General features: G+C 59.2%; 23 protein-coding genes. 7 read left to right on the forward strand and 16 right to left on the reverse strand.

Annotated elements, in window-relative coordinates; translation table 11 throughout:
• Positions 1-309: 309 nt before the first annotated feature.
• Both AB7M26_RS06135 and AB7M26_RS06140 read left to right on the forward strand, forming a co-directional pair.
• Positions 310-798, forward strand: coding sequence for a hypothetical protein (locus tag AB7M26_RS06135; RefSeq protein ID WP_259698708.1), 489 nt, complete (start codon positions 310-312; stop codon positions 796-798).
• Between the two features lie 43 nt (positions 799-841).
• Positions 842-2,203, forward strand: a complete 1,362-nt coding sequence (locus AB7M26_RS06140; RefSeq protein ID WP_429375840.1) for a lysozyme inhibitor LprI family protein — start codon at positions 842-844, stop codon at positions 2,201-2,203.
• A gap of 127 nt (positions 2,204-2,330) precedes the next feature.
• On the opposite strand, the gene AB7M26_RS06145 is transcribed toward AB7M26_RS06140, so the two are convergent.
• The gene (locus tag AB7M26_RS06145) at positions 2,331-2,711 is read right to left on the reverse strand and encodes a DUF6124 family protein (RefSeq protein WP_123499427.1); all 381 of its coding nucleotides are present in this window, start codon (positions 2,709-2,711) and stop codon (positions 2,331-2,333) included.
• A gap of 588 nt (positions 2,712-3,299) precedes the next feature.
• Here AB7M26_RS06145 and AB7M26_RS06150 point away from each other — a divergent pair.
• Positions 3,300-3,683, forward strand: coding sequence for a helicase (locus AB7M26_RS06150; protein ID WP_123499428.1), 384 nt, complete (start codon positions 3,300-3,302; stop codon positions 3,681-3,683).
• Between the two features lie 47 nt (positions 3,684-3,730).
• Here the strand turns inward: AB7M26_RS06150 and AB7M26_RS06155 are convergent, their stop codons facing one another.
• The 8 genes from AB7M26_RS06155 to exbB form a co-directional block, all read right to left on the reverse strand.
• Positions 3,731-4,495: a Fic family protein gene (locus tag AB7M26_RS06155; RefSeq protein ID WP_123499431.1), complete on the reverse strand. Its 765-nt coding sequence runs from the start codon at positions 4,493-4,495 to the stop codon at positions 3,731-3,733.
• A complete protein-coding gene (locus AB7M26_RS06160) occupies positions 4,492-4,743 on the reverse strand; it encodes a hypothetical protein (protein ID WP_008007621.1) in 252 nt (83 codons plus the stop codon). Before AB7M26_RS06160 ends, AB7M26_RS06155 begins: the two co-directional genes overlap by 4 nt.
• A gap of 198 nt (positions 4,744-4,941) precedes the next feature.
• Positions 4,942-6,342, reverse strand: a complete 1,401-nt coding sequence (locus AB7M26_RS06165; RefSeq protein WP_123499433.1) for an aminoacyl-tRNA deacylase and HDOD domain-containing protein — start codon at positions 6,340-6,342, stop codon at positions 4,942-4,944.
• Between the two features lie 78 nt (positions 6,343-6,420).
• A complete protein-coding gene (gene recG, locus AB7M26_RS06170; RefSeq protein WP_123499435.1) occupies positions 6,421-8,496 on the reverse strand; it encodes an ATP-dependent DNA helicase RecG in 2,076 nt (691 codons plus the stop codon).
• A gap of 9 nt (positions 8,497-8,505) precedes the next feature.
• The gene (locus AB7M26_RS06175; protein WP_008007618.1) at positions 8,506-9,435 is read right to left on the reverse strand and encodes a hydrogen peroxide-inducible genes activator; all 930 of its coding nucleotides are present in this window, start codon (positions 9,433-9,435) and stop codon (positions 8,506-8,508) included.
• Between the two features lie 264 nt (positions 9,436-9,699).
• Positions 9,700-10,446 carry an energy transducer TonB family protein gene (locus tag AB7M26_RS06180; RefSeq protein WP_123499437.1) on the reverse strand — a complete coding sequence of 249 codons (747 nt, stop codon included), beginning with the start codon at positions 10,444-10,446 and terminating at the stop codon, positions 9,700-9,702.
• Positions 10,443-10,871 carry a TonB system transport protein ExbD gene (gene exbD, locus AB7M26_RS06185; RefSeq protein WP_007894651.1) on the reverse strand — a complete coding sequence of 143 codons (429 nt, stop codon included), beginning with the start codon at positions 10,869-10,871 and terminating at the stop codon, positions 10,443-10,445. Before exbD ends, AB7M26_RS06180 begins: the two co-directional genes overlap by 4 nt.
• Positions 10,872-10,877: 6 nt before the next feature.
• Positions 10,878-11,834, reverse strand: a complete 957-nt coding sequence (exbB, locus tag AB7M26_RS06190; protein WP_123499439.1) for a tonB-system energizer ExbB — start codon at positions 11,832-11,834, stop codon at positions 10,878-10,880.
• Between the two features lie 190 nt (positions 11,835-12,024).
• Between exbB and AB7M26_RS06195 the strand changes: the two genes are divergently transcribed.
• Positions 12,025-12,882 carry an SDR family oxidoreductase gene (locus AB7M26_RS06195; RefSeq protein WP_123499441.1) on the forward strand — a complete coding sequence of 286 codons (858 nt, stop codon included), beginning with the start codon at positions 12,025-12,027 and terminating at the stop codon, positions 12,880-12,882.
• 141 nt (positions 12,883-13,023) lie between these two features.
• Here AB7M26_RS06195 and AB7M26_RS06200 read toward each other — a convergent pair whose 3' ends face one another.
• The 6 genes from AB7M26_RS06200 to AB7M26_RS06225 form a co-directional block, all read right to left on the reverse strand.
• Entirely contained in the window at positions 13,024-13,764 is a 741-nt protein-coding gene (locus AB7M26_RS06200; RefSeq protein ID WP_123499443.1) for a hypothetical protein, read from the reverse strand.
• A gap of 56 nt (positions 13,765-13,820) precedes the next feature.
• A complete protein-coding gene (locus AB7M26_RS06205) occupies positions 13,821-14,201 on the reverse strand; it encodes a RidA family protein (RefSeq protein ID WP_095633622.1) in 381 nt (126 codons plus the stop codon).
• A 24-nt stretch (positions 14,202-14,225) separates the two neighbouring features.
• Positions 14,226-16,331 (reverse strand): bifunctional GTP diphosphokinase/guanosine-3',5'-bis pyrophosphate 3'-pyrophosphohydrolase, encoded by a 2,106-nt coding sequence (spoT, locus tag AB7M26_RS06210; protein WP_123499445.1) that lies wholly within the window; start codon positions 16,329-16,331, stop codon positions 14,226-14,228.
• A gap of 57 nt (positions 16,332-16,388) precedes the next feature.
• Positions 16,389-16,652, reverse strand: a complete 264-nt coding sequence (gene rpoZ / locus AB7M26_RS06215) for a DNA-directed RNA polymerase subunit omega (RefSeq protein WP_007894670.1) — start codon at positions 16,650-16,652, stop codon at positions 16,389-16,391.
• A 167-nt stretch (positions 16,653-16,819) separates the two neighbouring features.
• A complete protein-coding gene (gmk, locus tag AB7M26_RS06220) occupies positions 16,820-17,440 on the reverse strand; it encodes a guanylate kinase (protein WP_123499447.1) in 621 nt (206 codons plus the stop codon).
• 12 nt (positions 17,441-17,452) lie between these two features.
• Positions 17,453-18,316, reverse strand: a complete 864-nt coding sequence (locus tag AB7M26_RS06225) for a YicC/YloC family endoribonuclease (protein WP_123499449.1) — start codon at positions 18,314-18,316, stop codon at positions 17,453-17,455.
• A 269-nt stretch (positions 18,317-18,585) separates the two neighbouring features.
• On the opposite strand from AB7M26_RS06225, the gene rph reads away from it, so the two are divergent.
• On the forward strand, positions 18,586-19,308 hold the full coding sequence (rph, locus tag AB7M26_RS06230) for a ribonuclease PH (RefSeq protein WP_008007612.1): 723 nt from the start codon (positions 18,586-18,588) through the stop codon (positions 19,306-19,308).
• A gap of 29 nt (positions 19,309-19,337) precedes the next feature.
• Positions 19,338-19,706, forward strand: a complete 369-nt coding sequence (locus tag AB7M26_RS06235) for a DUF4870 domain-containing protein (RefSeq protein WP_008073410.1) — start codon at positions 19,338-19,340, stop codon at positions 19,704-19,706.
• A gap of 176 nt (positions 19,707-19,882) precedes the next feature.
• On the opposite strand, the gene AB7M26_RS06240 is transcribed toward AB7M26_RS06235, so the two are convergent.
• Positions 19,883-20,662 carry an exodeoxyribonuclease III gene (locus tag AB7M26_RS06240; protein WP_007934608.1) on the reverse strand — a complete coding sequence of 260 codons (780 nt, stop codon included), beginning with the start codon at positions 20,660-20,662 and terminating at the stop codon, positions 19,883-19,885.
• 82 nt (positions 20,663-20,744) lie between these two features.
• On the opposite strand from AB7M26_RS06240, the gene pyrE reads away from it, so the two are divergent.
• The gene (gene pyrE, locus AB7M26_RS06245; RefSeq protein ID WP_007894680.1) at positions 20,745-21,389 is read left to right on the forward strand and encodes an orotate phosphoribosyltransferase; all 645 of its coding nucleotides are present in this window, start codon (positions 20,745-20,747) and stop codon (positions 21,387-21,389) included.
• Positions 21,390-21,461 lie beyond the last annotated feature (72 nt).

Here is a 21,461-nt window from a genome sequence, read left to right on the forward strand (position 1 = left end):
TCTTGATTTATTTACGAGGCGGGTTTAGCTGTCGATAGCGAAAAGGGGACTGATTTATTTACGGATTTATTTGCGAGGTAGGTTTATCCGTCGATAAATAATTGTGGTCCCCTTTTTTGTACTCGGGAACCGTTGATTAGTAGTTATTGGGAGATGAACGTGCCGAAGCAATGCGTAACCCGGTTTCCGAAGCGCAGAACCTGAATAAATCAAGATCGAGTGTTTGGTTTCCATTGTTTGTTTAAATAGGTTGTTTCGATGCGTAAATTTTGTTTTTTATTATTAGTGTTTATGCTCTGTAGAGTATCCGTGGCTCAGGATGATAGCCTCTATCTGCGGGGAGCGGTAGTAGATGGGCCCTATAAAATAACTATTGTCGAAAATGCGGAGTTATCGGTTTTGGACACGGGAGATGCAGAGTATCCCGTGTCTTTAGTCCTCGACGTGAAAAACAACGATGGAGTATCGGCTAGACAGTTAGTTGATAAATATGATGTTGCTGGTTCGTCACCCAAGGTCGAGTCGATATTTTTTTATCCGGTTCAGGGTGTAAGAAATGTCTTTGTTTTGGTTTCTTGGGGAATTAACAGTAGAGGCATTGGTGCCTACGGTACTCTGTATCAGGTCTATGCTTATGCACGAAGTAGTAATGGTAGGTTGATCTCCAATCAATTGATTCAGGCTAATAGGTGCTTGAGCGGGATCGATGGTTTTAGTGAGGGTGTGCCACAAACGTTTGCTTATAAAGATGCGGCCTCGATAAAGGCCTACGTAAAGAAGCACCTTAATACGCCATAACCCCTTACGAAGGGATCTGTAGAAAACTACAAGGATGATTGGGATGAATCAGTTTATCAGGCTAATTGTTGGAGCAGTGTTTAGTGGCCTCCTAGGTTTGCCCACTGCGTTTGCGCAGGATGATTGCAACGAGATCACCATAAGCGAGCAAATTGATAGATGTTCTGATGTCGCGAAGAACGCCGCCGATTCACAGTTGAATACGAGTTACCACCAGCTGATGGCTCGACTCGAAACGCAGTATCGAGCCGAACCCGACACAGGGACGGCGTATACGGCGAAGGTCAAAGAAGCACAGCGTGTGTGGATAAAATTGCGCGATGCGAATTGTCCGCTCGAAGCGTTTGAGATTAAGCCTGGCACGTCCGCCTTTTTGGTGACGGTGAACAATTGCATAGCAAGAATGAGCCGCGAGCGCTCAGTCTTTCTGGACAATATTGCGCCCGACATCGTGAGTGGCTCCGCTGTTGGGCGTGGATCAGGTGTCTCGTGTCCATCCCAGAACTTTGCTCAGTTTCTGCCGGCATTCTCTGCCAGTACTGAGTCCCAGAAACGACTAACCGCGCTGGCGGTAAAAATACTGGTGTTGAAGCGGACTTCGGACCCTGGTCGCTTTGAACCGCAAATTACTGCTGAGACAGGCTCGAGTTTGGCGTTTCCGTTGATGGCTGCGATGGAAGGCAAGACTGAAGGGATTGAGATCGAAACAGTCGACGACACTCACATGAACGTTGTGGATAAACGGGCCGGTAACAGCAATATCAAGATTTTTAACTTTTCTAAAAAGTCGTGCTGGGCGTTGGTGGGGATTGAGGATTGGTCGATAAGCGAGAAGGAGCTTGTTGCATCCAGTAAACCCGGAATGAGCCGTGCCGAGAATTTCTGCTATCAACGTGCGGAGGGTTTGGGGGGTTTAGGCGCGCTTGAACAATACCGGCTGACTAAAGAATTGCATGAAGCGTCCCTGGAAAATTATGTATGTGCTGCAGAGTCGGGTGATCCACAGGCGAGTCTGTCGGCGGCAAGCTTGAGTCTTTCGCAGATGGCACCTCAGTTGGAAACCAGCAAGCTTGAGGCTCTGCTTAAAGCGGCATCGACGACACCGAGCGGCGCGTTGGGTTATGCCACTTATTTTTGTAACGGTAATTCCACCGACTATAACGGCCCTTGCCTGCACCCCGAGCAAGCAGAAAGGGAAGTTATTCGCGCGGTTTCCATGGGATCCACAGAGGCGATTAACTATCTGGCTTCTTCTTTTGAGAGTGGCGAGTTGGGAACGAAGGATATGTCCCGGGCGTTGGCCTGTTATCAGTTGTCAGCTGACAAAGGTAGCCCGCGGGGTAGCGACAGCGTGAAGCGCTTGGTTTCGCAAGGTTCAGCCATAAAGGCTAGCCACTGTCTGTGAATTTCGCTGTGCAGATATAAACGTTGAAGAAGGGGACGTTCAACTGGTCGATCGTATTGAGGCTCGGTGCGATTTTGGTTCAGCAAGAAGGGGGACGCGAAGCCCCCGTTCTCTATTCGCGAAGTTGCTATACCTTCGCCCGATACTCCGCCGGATTCGGCGAATCAATGTGATCCAGCGCTCGCTCCACCAACAAACGGACCCCATCCGCCAATCTGCTAAGCGCCAAGGCTAAGGAGCGCCGTGTACCGTCCACGTCGTCGGCCAGGTTGGCGGCGATGGCGCTAATGGACAGCAGGTCTTCCGAGGCGTTGGCCAGGAGGGCTTCGGTGTCGATGTCGGGGGAGACGGTGAAGAGTTTGCCTTTGCGCTTGGGTTTTTCGCTAGGTGGTGGGGCGAAATGGTGGTCGAGGGCGCGTTCGGCGGCTTCGTGGAGTTTTCTGGAATCGAAGGATTCGTAGGGGGATGTGGCTTCGTTTTCTGGTGGATTCGGTGTCGGCTTGATCATGGATGTAGCTTCCTGGAATTAAGAGGCTGACACCGTTTCGCTTTGCACTTCGAAGAGGTGGCAGCTGTGCGTTGGTGTGCAAGACCGGTCCAGGGGCCGGCAGACCCGAAGGTCTCCGACGCACAGCCGCCATAACGATCCGCGAGCATAGGAAAACGCTCGATGAATTGCCATCAACGATTGTGCACCTGGATCGGACTTGCACGTCCGAATCACCGATTTTGCGGTGACGAACAGAGGTTATCGATGAGGGACCAAGCTGCCTAGTTCATGGATGGCCCGGCGTTTTGAAGGAAATGTCCGATAAGTTTGAGGGCATCAAGATCAAAAGATCGCAGCCTTCGGCAGCTCCTACAGGAATGTGTTTCTTCAGGTGTAGGGCGGGTGTTGGGTGTGACGCGGAGCGTCACGGGATGCATTCCCTCGCGGGAGCGTGGGAATGATCAGGGTTGAGGCGGTAAAGCGTGACTTGGCGGTCATCATGCGGGAAAAGCAGTTCATCTTCTTCTAACGCAACCCGATGGTGGCGTTCTGGCTTGAAGCCGCTACACTGCGCCGGCCGTTCATTTTTCTTTTGAGGCTTTGCGCATGAAATTTCGTTTTCTTCTGTGGATGCTGGGTTTGTTGATGGGTAAGGCCAGTCGGACTAATCCTGCGTTTCAGCAGCAGTTGGGTGACAAGGCATTGGTGTTTCAGCTACAGACCCAGGACGGGAAGGTAGCGCGGCATTTCTTTGTGAAGGATCAGCGCATTACCAGCAAGTCGGGTGTGTATGCCGAGCCTGCGTTTGCGATTGCCTTTAAAGACGCGGCGTATGGCTTTGACACGATGCAGGCGAAGAACAAGCAGTTGGCGTTTATGACGGGGATTCAGGACAAGTCGATTCAGATCAAGGGCAACCCGGCGTTGGTGATCTGGTTTCAGGGGTTGACCAAGTATTTGAAGCCGAAGAAGGCCAAGCCGAAGGCATAGGTCTTTCGGGTAACGTGCCGGGATTTTTCGAGAGCAAGCCAGCCTCTTCAGCCATCCGACTCAGGAGGCCCGTCGGCGTCGAGTGGCTGGGCCCGGTATGTCTTATAGATCTGCTGGACTTGCGGGTTGTCCAGGTTCTCGTATGTGATGTCTTCCTTGTCCAGGCCATCCAGGCCTCTGATACCACCGATGGTCTCTGGCCACTCGTCACGACTGGATATATCGATTACGAACGGGTTGAGATAGTTGTCGAGATGCCTTTCGCGAGGCTCTCGGATCTCGTCGCTGAGTGCCCGCAGGTAGTCGTCTTTGTTTGTCCTTGACCAGTCGATGGCGAACTCGGCTCGATAACAGAGTTCCATGAAGACTAATAGAATCGTGCGCCCATTGCCGTCCAGGAAGGGGTGTGCGAAAGCCAGCTGGCCCATCACCCCGCCGGGATGGTCTCTGAAACGTTTCTTGTCAGCTGCTAGCTTAAGCGCGTAGTCGACAGACATTTTGATGGAGTCCGGGCGCTCGAAGACGGTGCTGCGGGGATCGTCGAGGGAGCCCTTGAAGACTGCCAGGTGAGGGACAAGCTCGTTCCGGTCTTTTCCTGCCCAGTGATAGAAGCCGGAGAACAGGATCTCGTGAACTTTGAGTACTGTCTTGTAATCGATGGGCTTCTTCTTTGCCAAATAGGCAAGCGCATCTTCGATACTCAATTCGAACGAAAGATGCTCTGACTCTTTTACTTCAGTGGGATCTTTCAGTTGCAGCGAGTTTTGAAGATATCCAGAAGTTTCGAAGTCGCCGAACGGATCAAAAGTCATGCGCTACGTTTCTGTGCACGCCTTTCTTGAAGATAGCGCCCTTGGAGCACCAGGATTTCAGACTTGCTCAGAATGCCTTTTCTCTTGAGATTGACGAGCAACTGTTCGATGCCATCCAACTCGACGACATCGCCAGCCAAATGGGTAATGCTCACGGCCATACGACTTATGCCGTCACGTCCAGCAGTGACCTTGTTTTCTTTCGCAAGCTTACGGACTTGGCTTGCAACACTGGCTGTTTGGGTCATAGGAAAGCCCTCTATTTGCCGTCAAATCATAGCAGGGCGCTTGCTTCCTGTCGTTGCTGGCTCAGTTGAGCGGGAGCAAGCTCCCTCGCCACAGGGTTGTGGTGATTCAGGTAGATCGGCGGGGGATTCATCGCGGGCAAGCCCGCTCCCACAGGGATCGCCTAAATCCTGTGGGAGCGTGGCTTGCCCGCGATGCTTTTAGGCCTGGCTGAATTGCGAAGCCAGTTCGCGCAGCAGCACTTCTGCTTCCAGAACTTTGCTGACAACGTCGTTGGCTTTGTCACGGGTCAGGCCGACGCGTTCCAGCAGGGCGTCGGGGATGTCTTCGTCCGGGCCGGAGCCGATGCCGCGGCTGCGCAGCAGGCGCACGGCCAGGCAGACGAGGTTAGGGTATTCGGCGTAGTCGCCGTCGTAGCTTGGGTCGTGCTGGAAGCGCAGGGCGGTGGCCAGTTCGTCGGGCATGTCCCAGAAGCGCATCAGCCATGAGCCGATCTGTTCGCGGCTGATGCCCAGCAGGTGTTGTTCCACGTAGCTGTGGCACAGGTGCGGGTTGACCTCCAGGTGGCGGCAGATCAGCGAGAAGTGCGGCGGGAACACGTGGGCCAGCAGCAAGTAGCCGAAGTTGTGCAGCAGGCCGGCGAGGTAGGTCAGGCCGGCTTCCGGGCGCTGGGCGCGGGGCATGGCGCGGGTCAGGCCTTCGATGACGGCGGCGGTGTAGATCGATTGCTGCCAGTACGGCGTGGTGTGTTGCGGGTGGTCTTTGGGCAGGCTCAGGGTTTTGCCCAGGGCCAGGCCCAGCGCCAGGTTGATCACCAGGTCGAAACCCAATACCCGGACGATGGCGTCTTCCACTGAACGAATCTTGCCCGGCGAGGCGTAGTACGGCGACGCTGCCCAGCTGACGACTTGTGCGGCCAGGGCCGGGTCGGTTTCGACGACGCCGGTGATGTCGTCGATGGTGGCGTTGGGGTCGACGCGCAGTTTGATGATTTTCTGCGCAGTTTCGGCCAGCGGCGGAATCTCGATGGTTTCTTCCAGGCGCTGCTGGATGCGCCGTGCGGTGAACGCTTGCACGGCCTGGGTGATTTCCTCGCGGTCATCGTCGGGGCGATCGAGGTTTGGACGGATGCGGTTCACGGCTTCGCCGAAATTGCCGGCGCTGGCCTTGGTGAGCATGGCTTTGAAATCGTCGCTGGAGATTTCCAGCAGCACGCCCGGCTCGCCCGAGTTGATCAGCAACGTCGGTTCGCGCAGCAGGCTTTCTTCATACAGGCACGGCGAACTGGTGAGCGCCGGCAGGCCGGGCAGCAGGCTCAGGCTGTGTTTGCCGAGCATTTTTACCAGGCGCTCGGTGGATACAGCAGTCAACCGGCGGCCGGTGAGTTCGGCGAGGCGGTTGAGGTCCAGCAATTGGCTCTGGGGGAACAGCACCATGAGCGCGCCGACCGCATCGTCGAGCAAGACTGCCTGCACTTTACGCGCGGCGTTCAGGCCGTGATGGTCGAAGACTTCTTCGTAGGCGATGCCCAGTTTGCCGAGCAGCAGCCGAATAACAGACGGAGCGTGCGGGGTTTCAGGGGCGAGGGCAACGTCGGTCATAGTCTGTATCCGTTTGCAAACAATTGCAGGAGTATAACCAGCTTGTTTAACGCCAGGGTCCGGAAACTGCGACAGTGCTCACACTTGGCCGTATTGCTGCCCATGGCGTAGCCAGCGGTCGAGTAGCGGGCTGACGTGATCCGGCCAGCGTTCGAGCAAAGCCTGAGCGGCGTCGCGCACGGCGGGCAGCAAGTCGGCGTCGCGCATCAGGTCGGCGACCTTGAATTGCAGCAGACCGGTCTGGCGCGTGCCGAGCATTTCGCCGGGGCCACGCAGTTCGAGGTCTTTTTCGGCGATGACAAAACCGTCGTTGGTTTCGCGCATGATGCCCAGGCGCTGACGGCCGATCTGCGACAGCGGCGGATGGTAAAGCAGCACGCAATGGCTGACGGCGCTGCCTCGACCGACACGGCCACGCAGTTGGTGCAGCTGCGCGAGCCCGAGGCGTTCGGGGTTTTCGATAATCATCAGGCTGGCGTTGGGCACGTCGACGCCGACTTCGATCACGGTAGTGGCGACCAGCAGTTGCAGGTTGCCGGCCTTGAACTCGGCCATCACTGCGGCTTTCTCGGCGGGCTTCATGCGACCGTGGATCAAACCGACTTTCAACTCGCCGAGGGCGGCGGTGAGGTCTTCATACGTGGTTTCGGCGGCCTGGCAGGTCAGCTCTTCCGACTCTTCGATCAGCGTGCACACCCAATAGGCCTGTCGCCCTTCGGCACAAGCGCCGCGCACGCGCTCGATCACTTCGACGCGACGGGTGTCGGTGACCAGCACCGTGTTTACGGGCGTACGGCCGGGCGGCAGTTCGTCGAGGATCGAGGTGTCGAGGTCGGCGTAGGCGCTCATGGCCAGCGTCCGGGGGATCGGCGTGGCGGTCATGATCAGCTGGTGCGGACACATCCGCCCGCCGACGCCTTTCTGTCGCAATGCCAGGCGCTGCTGCACGCCGAAGCGATGTTGTTCGTCGATGATCGCCAGCGCCAGGTTCTTGAACTGCACCTCTTCCTGAAACAACGCGTGGGTGCCGACCACCATTGGCGTACCGCTGGCGATTTGCTCCAGCGCGGCGACACGATTTTTACCCTTGAGCTTGCCGGCCAGCCACGCGACTTCGATGCCCAGCGGTTCGAGCCAGCGCTTGAAGGTGATGAAATGCTGCTCGGCGAGAATCTCTGTGGGCGCCATTAAGGCGACCTGATAACCGGCCTCCAGCGCTTGCAGTGCGGCGAGGGCAGCGACCACGGTTTTGCCGGCGCCGACGTCGCCCTGAATCAGCCGCAACATCGGCTCGTGCTGACTGAGGTCGTAAGCGATTTCGTTGCCGACCCGTTGCTGGGCGCCGGTCGGTGTGAAGCCGAGGTTGGCCAAATACTGAGTCGGCAGCTTCGTGGCTTTTGGCATCGACGGCGCGCGCAGGGCACGCATGCTCTCGCGCAGGCGCTGCTGGGACAGTTGATGGGTCAGCAGCTCTTCGAAGGCCAAACGGTGTTGGGCCCAGTGATGACCGAGGGCGAGTTCGTCGACATCGGCATCGGCGGGTGGGTGATGCAGGTAGCGGATCGCATCGGCCAGCGGCGCCAGTTGATAGTCTCGGGCCAGTTCGGTCGGCAGCCAGTCGGGCAGGCTGCTGGGGCCGAGCAGGGTCAAGGTTTGCATGCACAACTGGCGCAAGCGCTGTTGAGTCAGGCCTTCGGTGAGCGGGTAAACCGGGGTCAGGGTTTCGTCCACCGGCGGTGGCTCGTCGCCGGTGATGGCGCGGTATTCCGGGTGGTAGATCTCCAGCCCCGAGGCTCCGGGCCGCGCTTCGCCGTAGCAGCGAATGCGCGTGCCGCGTTTGAGACCTTCTTTCTGGGCGTTGCTGAAATGGTAGAAGCGCAGGCTGAGCCCGCCGGTGCCGTCCTGTAGACGTACAACGAGGCTACGGCGACGGCCCATGACCACATCGGCGCCGCTGACGGTGCCTTCGATCACGGCGTCTTGCCCAGGTCGCAAATGGCCGATCGGGACCACGCGGGTACGGTCCTGATAACGCAGCGGCAGGTGGAACAGCACGTCCTGGAGATTCTCCAGGCCGACCTTGGCCAGTTTCTCGGCCATGGCTTCGCCGACACCCTTGAGTGCCGTCACCGACACTTGCGACAACTCGGTCATGGCAGCGACTTAACCGGCCACCACCGGCGCTGGCGGCTTGGCCACCGAGCACAGGCGAATGGAGTCGGCGAGGATTTCAATCGCCTTCGGCCGCGGGAAGCTCGCGCGCCAGGCGATGGCCACGGTGCGAAACGGCACCGGCGCGCTCAGTGGACGCACTTCGATCACGCCTGGGGCGTAGTGATGGCTGTCGACTGCCGACAGCGGCAGGATCGAAATGCCCAGGCCGGAGGCGACCATGTGGCGAATGGTTTCCAGCGAGCTGGATTCCACCGTGGTGTGCTTGGCGCCGTCGTTGCCTTTGGCCAGGGTCGGGCAGGCTTCCAGCACTTGATCGCGGAAGCAGTGGCCTTCGCCGAGCAGCAGCAGGCTCTTGTCGTTGAGCAGAGCGGCGTCGATGGATTCTTTTTGGGTCCACGGGTGCTGGGCTGGCATCAGGACGTAGAACGGCTCGTCATAGAGCTGCAAGGTCAGCACGTCGGCTTCGTTGAACGGCAGGGCGATGATGATCGCGTCGAGCTCGCCGTTGCGCAGTTTGTCGCGCAGCACGTGGGTGAAGTTTTCTTCGATGTACAACGGCATCTGCGGGGCGACCCGGTGCAGTTGTGGAATCAGGTGCGGAAACAGGTACGGGCCGACAGTGTAGATCGCGCCGACTTTCAGCGGGGCGGTCAACTGGTTCTTGCCGGCCTGGGCCAGTTCGCGGATGCCTTGGGCCTGTTCCAGGACTTTCTGTGCCTGGGCGACAATGCCTTCGCCGACCGGAGTCAGGCGCACGGCGCTCTTGCTGCGCTCGAAAATCAGCACACCGAGTTCGTCTTCAAGCTTTTTCACGCCCACCGACAGGGTCGGCTGGCTGACGTGGCAACGCTCGGCCGCGTGGCCGAAGTGCTGCTCTTGGGCGAGGGTAACGATGTAGCGTAATTCTGTCAGAGTCATAGCAAGCGTCCATGAAGTTGCGGGCCAAGCATACCGGCTGCAATCGATAGACGCACGTTATCAGACTGAGTGTGCTGAGTGACACTGGGCAATGCAGGTTTGCCGTTGCCAGATATGCAAAAGGCACCTTTCGGTGCCTTTATGGTTGTTGCATAACCTGTGGGAGCGGGCTTGCCCGCGATGGGGCCATCATATCCAACATCTGTGTTGACTGTTATATCGCTATCGCGGGCAAGCCCGCTCCCACAGGTTTTTGTATTGTGTTTAGCGGCGGCGTTCCAGCGAGTAAACGAACGGTGCAACGATTTCGATGGAGCCGTTGTTCAGCATATCGGCCGGTGGCTTGGGCAGCGGCTGTGCGCGGCGGATCATTTCCAGGGTGGCCCGGTCCAGATCGGCGTTGCCGGAGCGGCCCACCAGTTCGAACGACAACACGTTCCCTTCAGCATCCACCACGAAGCGCAGACGGTTCAAACCTTCCTTGCCCCGCGCCTGTGCACTGGCCGGGTACTTTTTGTACTTGGCCAGATGCGCAAGCAGGGTGCCTTGCCAACTGGCCTTGGCCGCTTGCTGCGCCGGTGATGGCCCCGGTGCCGGCTGAGCGGATTTCTCCGTCGGTGCCTGGGTCGGTTGCGCGTCGCTCGGTTTTTCCTCGGACGGTTTTTCCTTCGGCGGCTCCGGCTTTTTCTCCACAGGCTTGGGCGGTTGAGGCTTGGGCTTGGGCTTGACCGGTTTCGGTACGGCGATTTCGGCCTTAGGCGCTTCAGCCAGTTTCGGGATCGGCAGTTCTTCCACCGGGGCCGGTGGCTGTGGCGGCGTGATCACCTTTGGCGGTGCGGGCGGTGGCGGGGCCGGAACCGGCGCCAGTTCGACCATCATCGCTTGCGGCGGCAGCTCGATCGGCGGGCGCGACGTCCAGTTCAGCGCCAGCGCAATGGCTAGCGCATGGACGCCCAGCACCACGGCCAGGCTCCCGCTGTAACGCGTCAGCTTTTGGCGCGTGTTGATCATTTCTTGGCTGCCGTCTCGAGTCCGACCAGGCCGACCTTCAGGTAGCCAGCGGCGCGCAGGGCGTCCATCACGCTCATCAGGTCGCCGTAGTCCACGCCTTTATCGGCCTGGAAGAAGATCGTCGTGTCTTTCTTGCCCTGGGTCTTGGCGTCGAGTGTGGCACCGAGGGTCTCGGCCTTCACTTCGTCTTCGCCGAGGAACAGGCGCTGGTCAGCTTTCACGCTGAGGAACACCGGTTTCTCTGGCCGCGGCGCCGGTTTGGCGGTAGAGGCGGGCAGGTCGACCTTGATGTCCACGGTGGCCAGCGGCGCCGCCACCATGAAGATGATCAACAGCACCAGCATCACGTCGATGAACGGCGTGACGTTGATTTCGTGGTTCTCGGCCAGATCGTCGTCTGCGCCTTCTTTCAAATGCAGGCCCATGGCCGATTACCCCACTTTCACCATGTGCGGTTGCGAGCTGCGCTGCTCGGTCGGCAGGTGGTCGAGATCACGGCTGACCAGCAGCAGGACTTCTGCCGAGGCGTCGGACACTTGTGCCTTGTAACCGGCGATGGAGCGGGCGAAGACGTTGTAGATGACCACCGCAGGAATCGCTGCAACCAGGCCCAGCGCGGTTGCCAGCAAGGCTTCGGCGATGCCGGGAGCTACGACAGCGAGGTTGGTGGTCTGGGTTTTGGCGATGCCGATGAAGCTGTTCATGATGCCCCACACGGTACCGAACAGGCCGACGAACGGCGCGGTGGAACCGATGGTGGCGAGTACACCGGTGCCGCTGCTCATGTTGCGACCGCAGGCAGCGACAAGGCGCTCCAGACGAAAGCTCACGCGCTCCTTGATGCCTTCTTTCTCGCGGCTGTTGGCCGACAGGCGCATTTCTTCCAGCGCGTCGTGGACCAGCAGGTTGGCGAGTGTGCCTTCCTTGGCTGCCGTTGCGCTGGCTTCTTTAAGGGTGGCGGCTTTTTTCAGGTGGACGATTTCAGTGCGCAGACGACGCTTGGCGCCCATCAGCTCGAAGCCCTTGGCGATCCAGATGGTCCAGGTGATGATTGAGGCGATGGCCAGGCCGATCATCACGATCTTCACGATGATGTCGGCGTTCTGGTACATGCCCCACGGCGACAAGTCATGGGCCATGCCCAACGTGTTGTCGGCTTCGAGGACTTCCGGCACGTCAGCGGCGTCTACGGCCTGGACCGGATCGGTCGCGGCAGGTGTCACGGCAGGCGCGGCGGGTGTTTGAGCGGCAGCAGGCTGGGTGGCCGGCGCTTGTGCATCGGCGAAGGCGGCGGTCGGCGCCAGCATCAGGCTGAGCAGCAGGGCGGCCACCGCGCTCCAGGCGCGAGGTCGTTTGGTTGGCGAAGCGGGGAATTGATTGGGTGTCATGCTGGCCGGACCTGAAAGGAAAAAAACGGTAAATGTTCTTCCAGGCCTCGTGAGGCCGAGAACAAAAGTGGCAGGCATTATTGCAAGTAATTCTTGTTAACAAAAGTAATAGAGTATCTTTTTTTCCTTCATTGCTAGCCGCGTGTCCCTTGCCGGCGCTAGTCTGTGACTTTCCGATGGGAGTTTTCTGATGTCCGCGCCTTCTGTTTTGATCGCCGGCTGCGGTGATGTCGGCAGTCGTCTGGCTACGCAATTGTTGGCTAGCGGGTGGGAGGTTCACGGCTTGCGGCGTGATGTCTCACGCCTGCCACACGGCGTGATCGGCGTTGCCGGCGACTTGTTCAATAAAGACTGCCCGGCGACCTGGCCAATCGGTGCGGTGGATTACCTGGTGTATTGCGCGGCGGCTACCGATCACAATGAGGCGGGTTACCGCGCCGCTTATGTGCAGGGTTTGCAGCACGTGCTGGAATGGCTGAGCGACTATGGGCAAGTACCCAATCGACTACTGTTCGTTTCCAGCAGCAGCGTTTACGGCCAGCAGGATGGCGAGTGGGTCGATGAAACGTCGCCGACGGTGGCGGGCGGTTACTCGGGGCGTTTGATGCTCGAAGCCGAGCAGGTGGCGCTCGATAGCGGCATCCCGGCCAGTCTCGTGCGCCTGACCGGTATTTATGGTCCGGGCCGAGAGTGGCTGCTGACCCAGGTCCGCCGCGGCTATCGCGTGGCGATCGATCCACCGTTGTACGCCAACCGCATTCATGTCGACGATGCGGCGGGGTTGCTGGCGTTTCTGCTTGAGGCGGATCGACGTGGGGTGGCGCTGGATGATTGCTATATTGGCGTCGACGATGCGCCCGCGCCGTTGGCCGAGGTGGTGGGCTGGTTGCGGGAGTACCTGGGCGTGACTGAATGGGCCGAGGATGCGAGTGTGCGTCGTGCCGGCAGCAAGCGCTGCAGCAATGCCCGGGCGAAGGCGTTGGGCTGGGCGCCGAAGTATCCGAGTTTCCGCGAAGGCTACGCTGCGATCCTCGAAGGCCGCTGTTGATTTCCGGTCACCACAAACCTAAATGTGGGAGCGGGCTTGCTCGCGAAGGGGTCATAACATTCAACATCATCGTTGACTGTTACACCGCTTTCGCGAGCAAGCCCGCTCCCACATGGATTCTGCGTTGACCTCAGGGCCGGGTTACTGTTTTTCCAGCAACCACTTGCGATCACCCGGCGTAAACGAAGGCATCTCGTCCGCCAGTGCGGTATTCACCGTCTGGAAAATCTCCAGTTCCTTGCCCTTGCGCGCAAAAATCCAGGTATTGCCCTGGCCGTTCACCTGCAGCCAGATGTTGTCGTTGCCGCCGCTCATCGACGCGCAATCGCCCGCCAGGCACAGGGCATAACGATCCGCACCGGGCAGGCCGGCGACCTGGCCATCGGCCTGGAACTGCACGGTGTTGCCTTCGCCCGGGCCGCTGACGATTTTCCAGCTGCCGCCCATATAAGCCGAATACAGCGCTCGCTCGAAACTCGCGCCAATCGGTGCGCCTTCGGGTACCGGGACCGATGCACGGTCGAAGACTTGCTCCGGCTCGTTGTCGTTGGCGGCCTGGCTCAGTTGCTTGCCATCACGCTTCAGCTCGCTGGCGGAGCTGCCATAAAAGTCGACTTTCCACGCGCCGGACTCTTCGCCCAGCAGCTTGCCTTCGACGTTTTCAAAACCATTGGTGTAGCGGGCCTGACCGGCTCGGGTGTTGACGTCCCATTCCAGGTTCGGGCCATAGGCCTGGAGCGCTTCCCGCAGGGGGCCGCCCTTGGATGCAGCATCGATCGCCGACTGATTGATCCAGGTGCCGCTGATATCACGATCGGCAGGATCGCTGGCACAACCGCCCAAGAGAAGGGCGACCAGCGAGAGAGCTAGCGCTTGGCGCATGGTGGAATCCTTTCAAAACAAGATCGGCGCAGCCTTTAGCGGGCTGCGCCGCACGTTTACTCGATGACCAGAATGGCATCCATTTCAACCTGCGAACCCTTTGGCAGGGCTGCTACGCCGATGGCGGCGCGGGCTGGGTAAGGTTGCTCGAAGTACTTGCCCATGATCTCGTTGACCTTGGCGAAGTGGCTCAGGTCGGTGAGGAAGATGTTCAGTTTGACGATGTCCTTGAACGAACCACCGGCCGCTTCAGCCACGGCTTTGAGGTTCTCGAACACCTGGACGGTCTGGGCTTCGAAGCCTTCAACCAGTTCCATGGTTTTTGGGTCCAGAGGAATCTGACCCGACATGTAAACGGTGTTGCCAGCCTTGATCGCCTGGGAATAAGTACCGATGGCGGCCGGGGCCTTGTCGCTGTTGATAACGGTCTTGGTCATGTATGACTCCTTGTGAAGGGTGGGCTACGCGCGCATGCGGGTGATGCGAATCACCCCGGTCAGGGCGCGCAGTTTCTTGATCACGCGGGCCAGGTGCACGCGGTCGTGCACACTGACCACCAGTTGGACCACGCTGATACGACCGTCGCGTTCGTCCATGCTGATTTTTTCGATATTGCCGTCGGCCGCGTTGACGCTGCTGGCCAGCAGGGCGATCAGGCCGCGCTGGTGTTCCAGTTCGACGCGCAGCTCGACATTGAATTCGCCGGTGACATCCTTGGCCCACGAGAGCTGGATGCATTTTTCCGGGTTGTGGCGGATTTCGCTGATGTTGCGGCAGTTGTCCAGGTGCACCACCATGCCTTTGCCGGCGGACAGGTGACCGACAATCGGGTCTCCCGGGATCGGCGTGCAGCACTTGGCGTAACTGAGCACCAGACCTTCAGTACCACGAATCGCCAGCGGGCCTTCCGGGCTTGGCAGCTGTTCGCCTTCGCCGAGCAGGCGACGGGCGACCACGTAAGCCATGCGATTGCCCAGGCCAATGTCTTCGAGCAGGTCTTCGATCAGTTCGAGGCGGTATTCGTGGAGCATCAACTGCACGCGCTCGGCCGGGACTTTTTCCAGGGAGCTGTCGAAGCCGTTGAGCACCTTGTTCAGCAGGCGTTCGCCGAGGCTGATGGACTCGGAACGGCGTTGCAGTTTCAGCGCATGACGGATGTGCGTGCGCGCCTTGCCGGTGACCACGAAGTTGAGCCATGCCGGGTTCGGCCGCGCCCCCGGGGCGCTGACGATCTCGACCGTGGAGCCGCTTTGCAGCGGTTCGGACAGCGGCGCGAGACGACGATTGATCCGACAGGCAATGCAGCTGTTGCCCACGTCGGTGTGCACCGCGTAAGCGAAGTCGACCGCCGTGGAGCCTTTGGGCAGCTCCATGATCCGGCCTTTGGGCGTGAACACGTAGACCTCGTCCGGGAACAGGTCGATCTTCACGCTCTCGATGAATTCCAGTGAATTGCCAGCCCGTTGCTGCATTTCCAGCACGCCTTTGACCCACTGACGAGCGCGGGCGTGAGTGCTTTTGGGCTGCTCGTCGCCGCTGGATTTGTACAGCCAATGGGCGGCGATGCCGTTGTTGGCCATCTCTTCCATTTCACGGGTGCGGATCTGAATCTCGATCGGTACACCGTGCATGCCGAACAGCGTGGTGTGCAGCGACTGGTAGCCGTTGGCCTTGGGGATCGCGATGTAATCCTTGAAGCGCCCCGGCAACGGTTTGTACAAATTGTGTACGGCGCCTAGCACGCGGTAGCAGGTATCGACCTTGTCGACGATGATCCGGAACGCGTAGACGTCCATGATCTCGTTGAAGGCCCGACGCTTGCCGCGCATTTTCTTGTAGATGCCGTAGAGGTGTTTCTGACGACCGCTGACCTCGCCCTGGATGCCATCGATGGCCAGGCAGTGGCTGAGGGACTCTTCGATCTTGTTGACGATTTCCTTGCGATTGCCCCGGGCGCGTTTGACCGCCTGGTTGATCCGTGCGGAACGCATCGGGTGCATGGCCTTGAAGCCGAGGTCTTCGAATTCTATGCGGATGGCGTGCATACCCAGCCGGTTGGCGATGGGCGCATAGATTTCCAGGGTTTCCTTGGCGATCCGCCGGCGTTTTTCGCCGGACAGCACTTCCAGTGTGCGCATGTTGTGCAGGCGGTCGGCCAGCTTGACCAGGATCACGCGAATGTCGCGGGCCATGGCCATGGCCATTTTCTGGAAGTTTTCGGCCTGGGCTTCGGCTTTGGTCTCGAAGTTCATCTGGGTCAGTTTGCTGACCCCGTCGACCAGTTCGGCCACGGTTTCGCCGAACTGCGCTTGCAGCGCTTCCTTGGCAATACCGGTGTCTTCGATCACGTCATGCAGCATGGCCGCCATCAGGCTCTGATGGTCCATATGCATGTCGGCAAGAATATTCGCAACCGCGAGTGGGTGCGTGACGTACGCCTCACCGCTGCGGCGGCGTTGGCCATCGTGGGCTTGTTCGGCGTAGAAGTACGCTCGGCGGACCAGGTTGACCTGGTCCTTGCCGAGGTAGGTCGATAAGCGATCGGCGAGGGCGTCTATGCTCGGCATGATAATTCCTGCCGTTCGTTGTGACCCCGCGCCGTGCTACGTCGACCAGGCATGGACTTATACTGCCTCGTTGGACTCGTCCTCGAACGCTGCGAACAGCGGTTCGTCTTCGACGATTTCTGCGTTGGCGATGAACTCGTAGCTCATCAGGCCTTCAGCGATTTCACGCAACGCTACAACAGTAGGCTTGTCGTTTTCCCACTGGACCAGGGGCTCTTTGCCGCCGGTGGCCAGTTGACGGGCACGCTTGGTGGACAGCATGACCAGCTCAAAACGGTTTTCCACGTGGTTCAGGCAGTCTTCAACGGTTACGCGGGCCATGGTATTCCTCGGAGCGAATGCAATATGCGCGCTGCCCGGGTGGGCGAGCGGACTCAACAGTTTAAAAAATCACCAGCGATTAGGGAAGCGCTGATTTTTTGACCAGACTCTTCAACGCGCTATAAGTGCCAATGTAAAGCCCTTGCAGCGGTTTTGGGAAGAGCTGTTTAGCCGAGCAATTCAGCCAATAATTTGCCATGACGCTGCTGCTGACGCTTCTGATGCAGCTGATTGGCGCGGAAAATCGCCTTCAGATCGTCCAGTGCGTGGGTGAAATCGTCGTTGATGATCAGGTAGTCGTAGTCGACGTAGTGGCTCATCTCGCTGACGGCTTCACGCATCCGGCCTTCGATGACCTCGTTGCTGTCCTGGCCGCGATTGTTCAGGCGCTGACGCAAGGCTTCCAGGGACGGCGGCAGAATGAAGATCGAGCGGGCCTGGGGCATCAACTTGCGCACCTGTTCGGCACCCTGCCAGTCGATTTCCAGAATCAGGTCGTGGCCTTCGTCCAGGGTTTGCTGCAGGTGGCTTTGCGAGGTGCCATAGAGATTGCCGAACACTTCGGCGCGCTCGAGGAAATCCCCGTGCTCGATCATCTTCACGAACTCGCTGCGTTCGACGAAGTGATAGTTCACGCCGTTCACTTCACCGGGGCGCATGGCGCGGGTGGTGTGGGAGACCGATACACGGATCTCCTGGTCGGCGTCGGTCAGAGCCTTGACCAGACTGCTCTTGCCCGCGCCCGAAGGGGCGGAAATGATGTACAGGGTGCCGGTGCTGTGGGTCATGTCGGGTTTGCCTTACTCAATATTCTGCACTTGTTCGCGCATCTGCTCGATCAACACTTTGAGGTTGACCGCCGCTTGGGTGCTGCGCGGGTCGAAGGCTTTGGAGCCCAGTGTGTTGGCTTCGCGGTTGAGTTCCTGCATCAGGAAGTCCAGGCGCCGACCGGCAGCGCCGCCGGACTTGAGCACCCGGCGAACTTCAATGATGTGAGTGCTCAGGCGATCCAGTTCTTCGGCGACGTCGCTCTTTTGCGCGAGCATGACCATTTCCTGTTCCAGTCGCTGCGGGTCGAGGTCGGCCTTCATGTCGGTAAAGCGGTCGAGAACTTTCTGGCGTTGGGTGGCCAGCATCTGCGGGACCAGCTCACGCAGGATCACCACATCCCCTTCAATAGAGGTCAGGCGCTCGTCGATCAATCGCGCCAGCTCAGTGCCTTCGCGTTCGCGACCGGCCTTGAGTTCTTTCAGGCCCTGATGGAACAGCGCCAAGGCTTCGGCATTCAGCGCTTGCGGGTCGGCGGCGTCGGCCACCAATACGCCGGGCCAGGCCAGGACTTCCAGCGGGTTCAGTGCGGCGGGGTTCTTGATCAGGCTGGCGACCGTCTCGGCGGCAGCGACCAGTTGCGCGGCGCGCTCGCGGTCCACTTGCAGCGGTTTGCCGGTGCTTTCTTCGGTAAAGCGCAGGGTGCATTCGAGCTTGCCCCGGGACAGTTCCTGGCGCAGGGCTTCGCGGACCGCGCCTTCGAGGTCGCGGAAAGATTCCGGCAGACGCAGGTGGGGTTCCAGGTAGCGGCTGTTGACCGAGCGCAATTCCCAGCTCAGGGTGCCCTGGACGCCGGCTTTCTCGACGCGGGCGAAGGCGGTCATGCTGTGCACCATGGAGGTACCTCGCAATGCAGGTCGGCGCGTAACCCATGGTTGCGCGGACCCGCTATCTGTGAATTAAAGCCGACAGGCAGCAAAGGCGCAGGATTGTAGCGCAGTGGGGCGGATGCGCCCAAACACACGCTGTGACAAAGAGCTGCAGGCCGTCGGCTAAGCTCTATTCAGGGGCTTCAATCGTCGGGCGATTTTTTTAGAAGTGCCCACTCGCGGCCCACGGCTCTATAATGCTCGGCAGTTTTCCGTCCTCCGTACAGGTAATCCCTATGAAACGTCCAAGTGGTCGCGCTGCCGATCAGCTCCGCTCGATCCGCATTACCCGCAACTACACCAAACACGCCGAGGGATCTGTACTGGTCGAGTTCGGTGATACCAAAGTCATCTGCACCGTCAGCGTCGAGAATGGCGTGCCGCGTTTCCTGAAAGGTCAGGGCCAGGGTTGGTTGACCGCCGAATACGGCATGCTGCCTCGCGCCACCGGCGAGCGTAACCAGCGTGAAGCGAGCCGCGGCAAGCAAGGCGGCCGTACGCTGGAAATCCAGCGTTTGATCGGCCGCTCCCTGCGCGCTGCGCTGGACATGACCAAGCTGGGCGACGTCACCCTGTACGTCGACTGCGACGTGATCCAGGCCGATGGCGGCACCCGCACCGCGTCCATCACCGGTGCGATGGTTGCACTGATCGATGCCTTGAAAGTGATCAAGAAGCGTGGCGGCCTCAAAGGTGGCGACCCGCTCAAGCAAATGATCGCTGCCGTTTCGGTGGGCATGTACCAGGGCGAGCCTGTGCTTGACCTCGACTACCTGGAAGATTCGGCTGCCGAGACTGACCTCAACGTGGTGATGACCAGCACTGGCGGCTTCATCGAAGTACAGGGCACTGCCGAAGGCGCGCCGTTCCAGCCGGAAGAGCTGAACGCGATGCTGGCACTGGCGAAGAAAGGCATGATCGAGATTTTCGAACTGCAGAAGGCCGCACTGGCCGACTGATCGGACCTGCTCCACGCAAGGAGGACGCCATGAGTGACGAGCAACTGCCGCTACCCACACCGAGCCGAGAGGTTCGTCAGTGGGCGATGTTTTGTCACCTGTCCGCCTTGCTGGGGATCTGGCTGCCATTTGGCACGCTGATCGGGCCGCTGATTCTCTGGCAGATGAAGCGCGAGTCCGACCCGTTCATCGATGCGCAAGGCAAGGAGGCGCTGAACTTTCAGATCACCGTCGCCATTGCTTCTGCCATCTGCTTCCTGCTGATGGTGGTGATCGTCGGGTTCTTCCTGTTTGGTCTGGTCGCGATTGGTGCACTGGTGCTGACGATCATTGCTGGCGTGAAGGCCAATGAAGGGTTCCCTTACCGGTATCCGTTCACCTGGCGCTTGATCAAATAATAGCCAGCAAAGATTTCCTGTGGGAGCGGGCTTGCCCGCGATAGCGATCTGGCAGGCAATACATCTGTTGACTGTGACGGCCTCATCGCGGGCAAGCCCGCTCCCACAGAAAGCGAATCTTCACCCACAAAAAAGCCGACAGTGAAGTCGGCTTTTTTGCGTCTGCGAAAAGACGCTTAGATCGTCAGCGTCCAGTCGTAGTCCACGATCAGCGGTGCGTGCTGCGAGAACCGTGGCTGACGTGGCAGGCGTGCGCTGCGTACGAAGCGGCGCAGGCCAGGGGTCAGCAGCTGGTAGTCGAAACGCCAGCCCAGGTTGAGCATCTCGGCCTGTTCGTTGTCCGGCCACCAGCTGTACTGGTCGCCTTCACGGCTGACTTCGCGCAGGGCATCGACATAACCCATGTTGCCGACAATCTCGTCCATCCAGGCGCGCTCAGGTGCCAGGAAGCCCGGGGATTGCTGGCTGTCGCGCCAGTTCTTGATATCCAGCTTCTGTTGCGCCACGTACAGCGAGCCACAATAAATGTACTCGCGACGTTTGCGCCGCTGTTTATCCAGATAACGGGCGAAGTCGTCCATTAGCTTGAACTTCTGGTTCAAATCTTCATCGCCGTTCTGCCCCGAAGGGAGCAGCAAGGTCGCGATGCTGACCTTGTCGAAATCGGCTTGCAGGTAACGCCCGTAGCGGTCGGCTGTCTCGAAGCCGAGACCGCTGATGACTGCCTTCGGTTGCAACCGCGAGTACAAAGCCACGCCACCTTGGGCGGGAACTTCAGCTTCGCAGGCATAAAGGAAGTAGCCATCCAGTTGGAAGGCTGGATCGTCCAGTTCAAAGGCGGAGGCGCGGGTGTCCTGCAGGCAGATGACGTCGGCATTCTGTGCTTGCAGCCAACTGAGCAAACCACGCTCGACTGCAGCCTGAATCCCATTGACGTTCACACTGATGATCCGCATAAGTGGCCCCAAAAATCGCGTGCGGGTATGATACACGGCGTCTACCTAATTAGCTAAATCCGTGGTATTTGGGGTTTTTTTCATGCAAGCGTATCAGCGCGACTTCATTCGTTTTGCCATTGATCGTGGCGTTTTGCGCTTCGGTGAGTTCACCCTGAAGTCCGGGCGCACCAGTCCTTACTTCTTTAATGCCGGCCTGTTCAACTCGGGTTCTGCCCTGGCGCAGCTGGGTCGTTTCTATGCGGCAGCCATCGTCGAGAGCGGTATTTCGTTCGACGTGCTGTTCGGCCCGGCCTACAAAGGCATCCCGTTGGCGGCGACCACCGCCGTGGCGCTGGCCGAACATCATGGCCGTGATCTGCCATGGTGCTTCAACCGCAAGGAAGCCAAGGCCCACGGCGAAGGCGGCAGCCTGGTCGGCGCGCCATTGACCGGCGACGTGCTGATCATCGACGACGTGATCACCGCAGGCACTGCCATCCGTGAAGTGATGCAGATCATCGCTTCCCAGGACGGCGCCAAAGCCGCGGGCGTGTTGATCGCCCTGAACCGTCAGGAACGTGGCAACGGCGAGTTGTCGGCCATCCAGGAAGTGGAGCGTGACTTCGGCATCCCGGTGATCAGCATTGTTTCGCTGAATCAGGTGCTCGAGTTCCTGGCGGATGACCCACAGCTCAAGCAACACCTGCCGGCGGTTGAAGCCTACCGCGCACAATTCGGCGTCTAACCACAATTCCTTGTGGGAGCGGGCTTGTGTGGCGAGGGAGCTTGCTCCCGCTGGGCTGCGTAGCAGACCCAA

This window comes from Pseudomonas sp. F-14 TE3482 (genome assembly GCF_053629455.1).